This window comes from Actinomycetota bacterium (assembly GCA_028698215.1).
GTDB lineage: Bacteria > Actinomycetota > Humimicrobiia > Humimicrobiales > Humimicrobiaceae > Halolacustris.
Genome location: JAQVDY010000017.1, coordinates 29471 through 35410, shown reverse-complemented (window position 1 = coordinate 35410; position 5940 = coordinate 29471). Strand labels below are relative to the sequence as shown.

The 5940-nt window shown below is 41.7% G+C and carries 5 protein-coding genes; all 5 read left to right on the top strand.

Translation table 11 applies throughout. The features are described from left to right. The first annotated feature begins 54 nt into the window (after nt 1-54). On the top strand, nt 55-1167 hold the full coding sequence (locus PHN32_06260) for a flagellin (protein MDD3777192.1): 1113 nt from the start codon (nt 55-57) through the stop codon (nt 1165-1167). 99 nt (nt 1168-1266) lie between these two features. Further along, a complete protein-coding gene (locus PHN32_06255) occupies nt 1267-3675 on the top strand; it encodes a tetratricopeptide repeat protein (protein ID MDD3777191.1) in 2409 nt (802 codons plus the stop codon). 37 nt (nt 3676-3712) lie between these two features. Further along, a complete protein-coding gene (fliD, locus tag PHN32_06250; protein ID MDD3777190.1) occupies nt 3713-5110 on the top strand; it encodes a flagellar filament capping protein FliD in 1398 nt (465 codons plus the stop codon). 1 nt (nt 5111) lies between these two features. Beyond that, the gene (gene fliS, locus PHN32_06245; GenBank protein MDD3777189.1) at nt 5112-5492 is read left to right on the top strand and encodes a flagellar export chaperone FliS; all 381 of its coding nucleotides are present in this window, start codon (nt 5112-5114) and stop codon (nt 5490-5492) included. Further along, entirely contained in the window at nt 5493-5852 is a 360-nt protein-coding gene (locus PHN32_06240) for a hypothetical protein (GenBank protein MDD3777188.1), read from the top strand. It begins immediately after the preceding gene. Nucleotides 5853-5940 lie beyond the last annotated feature (88 nt).

The window sequence follows — 5940 nt, the reverse complement described above, 5'->3', positions numbered from 1 at the left end:
AGGCAAGGATGCCTGTATTTATAGTGAATTTTCAAGGAAGAAAGGAAGATTAAAATGTCACTTCGTATCAATCAAAACATAGGGGCTTTAATAGCCAACCGAAATCTAAGGGTAACCGATAGTGCCAGATCCAAGTCACTGGAAAGGCTGTCTTCCGGGTTGAGGATTAACCGGGCCAGTGATGATGCTGCAGGTCTGGGCATATCCGAAAAACTAAGGGCACAGATAAGAGGTTTAACCCAGGCCCAGAGAAATGCCCAGGACGGCATATCCCTGATTCAGACCGCAGAAGGTGCCTTGCAGGAGGTATCCAGTTTGCTCATCAGGATGAGGGAACTGGCAGTCCAGGCTGCAAACGGATCCATAACTGACAGCGACCGTACCAATATAGCCAATGAAACCAGCCAGCTGCTGGTAGAAATTGACCGTATTGCGGAAACCACTGAATTTAATACCAGCTCATTGCTGTCGGGAGTGGATGTAGATGCTGCTATCTCTATAGCCAGCGGAAGTCCGGAAGCAGTTACTGCTACTATTGATGACGTGGATTCCATGGTTAATGCTACTTATGAAGTAGTGCTATCCAGCATGACCACCGGCAGCTTTGATTGGGAGATAACAGATGGGACTACTGTTTTAGCTTCAGGCACTGATGCGGACACCGATGTGGTGGCTACGGTTAATGGGGTAGTATTTAATATAACTGCTGCTTCTGTATCTACCACAGAAGATACTACTGCTACGGTCATATCTACCGCAGCCCATATGGATGAACAGGAATTTACCTTCCATATCGGCGCCAATGCCAACCAGACCACCTCCATATCCATAGGGGCCATGGACACCGTGACCCTGGGCATAGACTCCATAGATATCTCTACCGTAGACGGAGCCAATACTGCTATCGGCTTAATTGATAATGCCATCAACGTGGTTTCCGGCCAGAGGTCCTCCCTGGGGGCAGTGCAGAACAGGCTGGAGCATACCATTAATAACTTGGAGGTAGCAGCAGAGAACCTGGCTGCTTCCGAGTCCCGTATCAGGGATGTGGATATGGCCAAGGAGATGACTGATTACACCCGTAACCAGATCATGCTGCAGGCAGGAGTGGCGATGCTGGCCCAGGCCAATATGTCGCCGCAGATGGTACTAAGGCTTTTAGGATAAGCTATATTAACATATGGGGGAAACCCAAAAAAAGTTTCCCCCATATGATTTAATTTATTTTAATTATTCACCGATAAATAATAGTGAAAAGGTAAAGTAATGGGTGAAAGTACAATAAATTCTGAGTATATAAGTAAATTGAAGAAAGATCCTACTGATGCCAAGGCCTTCCAGTGCCTGGCAATGAGTCTAAAGGATGCCCATAATTATAAGCAGCTTATAAAACACTGCTACCATTACTTAAAAAAAAGTACCAATTATGAAGTGCTGAATTTGTTAATCACTTCTTTAATTGAGGAAAAGCAGTTTGAATGGGCCAAGCAGTTTGCCCAAAAAGCTTTGGACCTAAAGCCAAAGGACCCGGAGGCCAAAGCTAATATTACAAAAGTTATTAAAACACTTACAAGTAAATCCAGTAAAACCTCTTCTGCCTATTTTTATTTAAACCAACTGCTGAATCAAGATAAGGCTGCAGTCAGCTTATGCATGATTGTAAAAAATGAGCAGGATAATATTCAAGAGTGTCTGGCCAGTGCCCTACCGGTAGTAAAAGAAATAATCGTAGTGGATACCGGTTCCGAAGATAAAACAATAACCATGGCTGAAGAGATGGGGGCCCGGGTTTTCAGGTTTAAATGGAAAGATGATTTTGCTGAAGCCAGGAATGAGTCCCTAAAATATGCCACCGGTGATTATATAATATTTCTGGATGCAGATGAGAGATTAGATAAAAGCAGCTATGAATTTTTTAATAAATTAAAAAAGGACAGGCAACCTACTGCTTATTATGCCAAAATAATTAACCTAACTGATAAGAATAATATAAATTCTGCTGCAGTCCATTATTCAACGCGTTTATGGACCAATCTGCCCGGTTTTAAATTTAAAAACCGGATTCACGAAAACCTTATATTCGACAGCCATAAATCCAAACCCAGGCGGGGGGTCTCCAATATTAGCATAGTGCACCGGGGCTACCTGGAAGATTCCATGGCATCCCGGAAGAAGTTTGAACGGAACCTGAGACTGCTGCAAACAGCAATAAAGGAAGAGCCGCATAACTCCTTTCATAGTTATAATTTGGGGGTACAGTACAAAGCTATGGGTTTGCCCCAGAAGGCAGTGGAATATTTTATTGAAATGGAAAAGAAACAGGAGTCAGGCAGGCCTTCCTATCTCTCCTTTGGTTTTTCGGCATTGTCCAGCTGCTACTGGAGCCTGCAAAGATATAATGAAGCGGCAGCAGCAGCCAGGAAAGCTCTGAATATAAATCCAGACTTAAAGGATGCTTATTATAATCTGGCTTTAGCCCAGATAGCGTTGAATCAATTTAAGGAAGCTATAGATAATTTTAACCAAGTCTTAAACCAAAAAGAAAAACCATTGCTGGGTGGAACCACAGATTCAGGAGTGAGAAGCTGGAAATCCTATAATGGCTTGGGGATATGTTATGTCAGATTGGGGGATTATGACCAGGCTATAAAAAATTTTGAGAAGGCCTTCAGCATACAGAAAAATTCAGCAAATGTCCTGATCAACCTTATAGCAGCATACCATAATTCAGGCAGAACAGAGAAAATTAATAAAATTATAGGGGAGGTTTCCAATATTGATTATCCTTTAAACCAGATAAAAGGCGTGGTAGAACAAATACAGGCTCTGGGTCTACCCCGCCAGGCTGTAAACCTTCTTAAGAATATAGCATCAAATAACAGGGAAAAGAACCCCGGACTGGACCAGGTTTTGGGCTATCTTTACTATCAGCAAAAAGATTATACCCAGGCCAGCTATTATTATTCCCTTTATTTTAAACATAATCCATTCAACTCAGACCATATGCAGAGATGGGGTTACTGCTGCATGAAAACGGGAGATTATCAACAAGCAGAATTGCACTATCAGCAGGTTTTGCAGCAGGGGGCAAACCACTGGTCTATTTACCACAATTTGGGCACTATAAAAATGGAGCTTAAAAAATTGGATGAAGCTGTCTATCTTTTAGGTAAAGCCCGGCAACTTAACCCTTATAATGTAGAGAGCTGCCTAAACCTGGCTAAAATAAATATTTACAGGAAGCAGTACCAAAAAGCAGCCAACCTGCTGGAATATGGATTAAGCCTTAAACAAAAATCCTACCAGGCCCAGCTAAATCTTAATTTGGCTATTGCCTATTATGGGATAAACAGGATTGACGATGCCTTGCAGCAAGTTCTTTGTTACCTGGAATCGGAACCGGAGGATGCTCCGGCCTATAACCTGGCTGGTCTTTGCTTTTATGCCCGGAAAGATATGCTTCAAGCGGTCCGGTATTTTTCACAGGCTACTGAAATTGACAATAGCGTGCCTCAATATTATATCCACCTGGGTAACAGCTTAAAGAAACTGGATAGGCTCCAAGATGCTAAACTTTCCTATCAATGTGCGCTTTTGTTGGACCAGAATAATATAGCAGCCCAGGCCGGATATAAATCTGTGGCTTTAAGGGAGGCTATGAAATGTTTAAGTTAACTTCAAAAATGATAATTTTAAAAAGAAGGTGTTTGGCATGGAGTTAAATTCATTGAATACCGGCTTAGATTCCTTTTCTATTATCGAAGGGTTAATGAAGATAGAAAGAGTACCCATAGATAGAATGGAGTTGGAACAAGATATTATTAATAAAAGAAAAGAAGTCTACGGGGATGTGTTGTCCCGTTTAAATAACTTATATACGGTCAGTGAAACCTTAACCCTGCCCTCCAGTTTTGATGTATTTAAGGTCACCTACAGCCAGCCAGGAATAGCTGTAATGAATACTGCAGCCGATGCTGCTGAAGGAAGATATAGCATAAATGTAGAGTATCTGGCTAAAGCTCATACCATTGGAACGGACAGGCAGGAAAACGCAGATTCTGCGCTAGGCTTGACCGAGGGCCATATCTTAATAAATGGAGTGCAGGTAATTATTGATGCCAATGATTCCCTTAATTCCATAAGGGATAAGATAAATGGTGCCCAGGATACCGGAGTTACTGCTACTGTGGTGGATAATGTGTTACGGATTCAAATGAAAGAGACTGGTGCTGTGGACATAAATATAGAGGATAATTACAGCATTGCTTTAGAATTGGGAATACTGGATAACCTCAATAACTATAAAAATGAATTTATTGCTGCCAGCGATGCCTCCTTTACTATTGACGGCCAGTCCATCACCTCTTCCACCAACCATATTGAAAACCTTATCCAAGGCACAACACTTACCCTGACAGGGGAAGGCAGCACGGAGGTATCAATAGCCAGGGATAATGAACGGATCATGGCGGATATAAGAAACTTTGTAAACCAGTATAACAGTGTAGTTGACTTTATTTATTCCAAAGTCAGCGAAAGAAAAATTTATCCAGCAGAAACAGATGCAGACAGGCTGGCTGGAGTGGTGAGCGGGGATAATTTTTTGAACCGGGTCAGGTTTAATTTAAGCAGAATGGTTACCGGAATACTGGAGGGAGTGGCTGATAATGCCAATCACCTTGCTTCCATAGGTATTAGCAAAGCTTCTTTTAACAGCCAGAGCAGTGACAACAGCGGATCCATAATAGGCAAGCTGGTAATAGATGAGCAAGTCCTTTCTGAAGCTATTGATCAAAACTATGAACAGGTAGAGGAGCTATTTGCTAAAAATGAAGGGATAGAAGGCCTGCCTGAAGAGGAGTATGGTATTGCAGCGAGGATTAAGCAGTATTTATCAACCTTAACTGACAGCAGCCAGGGCTTGATTAGCAGCAAGAATAAAAGCTTTGATTCTGAATTAAAATTGATTGATACCCGCATAGAGGCCCTGGAAAGAAGATTGGAGCTTAAAAAGATTACCCTTACCAATAAATTTATAGCAATGGAAAAAGCACTGGAAACTATGGATACTCAAAATTTATGGCTTCAAGCCCAGATAGGATTATTTTAATATGGTTCCTGATAACCCTTATAATAAATATCAGCAGATAAAAGTTAACAGCGCCAGTAAGGAAGATTTAATCATAATTGCCTATGACGGTGCTTTAAGCTTTATCAGTAAATGCCTGCAAAAATTGGAGAGCCAGGACCTGGAAGCAGTGCACTTCAGCAGTCTTAAAGCCCAAGCCATAATCAATGAATTAATGGTTTCCCTGAATCTGGAGCAGGGAGGGGAAATTGCACAAAACCTATTTAGGATTTACGATTTTGTGATTTACCAGCTGGTTCTGGGAAATACCAAAAAGGAAAAGGGGCCTTTCCTGGAAGCCAGGGAAATATTGCTTAATTTAAGGCCGGCCTGGCTGGATGCTAGAAAGAATACGGGTACTTAAATGAAAGAAATTTTTTTGCTGTTGGATGATCTGGAAAAACTTACCATAAAGCAGGAAAAAGCCCTGGCAGTGGAGGAAATGGATACCTATTTTTCCCTGGAGAAAAAAAGGGCTAAAATCCGGGATTACATAAGTTCCTGGAAGGGAATAAATCAAACCGGGACTGCAGATAGGGTGAAGATAAAAGAAAGGTTTAAGCAGCTGTTAAAATTGGAGCAAGCCAATAAGAAGCTGGTTCAGGGCCGAATTAAAATTTTAAGAAAACAGGAAAATGAGCTCCATCAGCAGAAAAGAGTAACCTCTGCTTATTACCCAGCTATGGGAAAGAAAAAACTGCCCTATTTAGACCGGCAATTGTAACTACCGCCCAATTAAGGCCTGAAATAGGTTATTACACGACCTATAACCTGCCAATTATTTTGCGCCAGCTGCTAAGCTTACCCGGCAG

Coding starts and splice junctions, on each gene's coding strand:
- PHN32_06260 (MDD3777192.1), top strand. CDS start 55: ATGTCACTTCGTATCAATCAAAACATAGGGGCTTTAATAGCCAACCGA.
- PHN32_06255 (MDD3777191.1), top strand. CDS start 1,267: ATGGGTGAAAGTACAATAAATTCTGAGTATATAAGTAAATTGAAGAAA.
- fliD (MDD3777190.1), top strand. CDS start 3,713: ATGGAGTTAAATTCATTGAATACCGGCTTAGATTCCTTTTCTATTATC.
- fliS (MDD3777189.1), top strand. CDS start 5,112: ATGGTTCCTGATAACCCTTATAATAAATATCAGCAGATAAAAGTTAAC.
- PHN32_06240 (MDD3777188.1), top strand. CDS start 5,493: ATGAAAGAAATTTTTTTGCTGTTGGATGATCTGGAAAAACTTACCATA.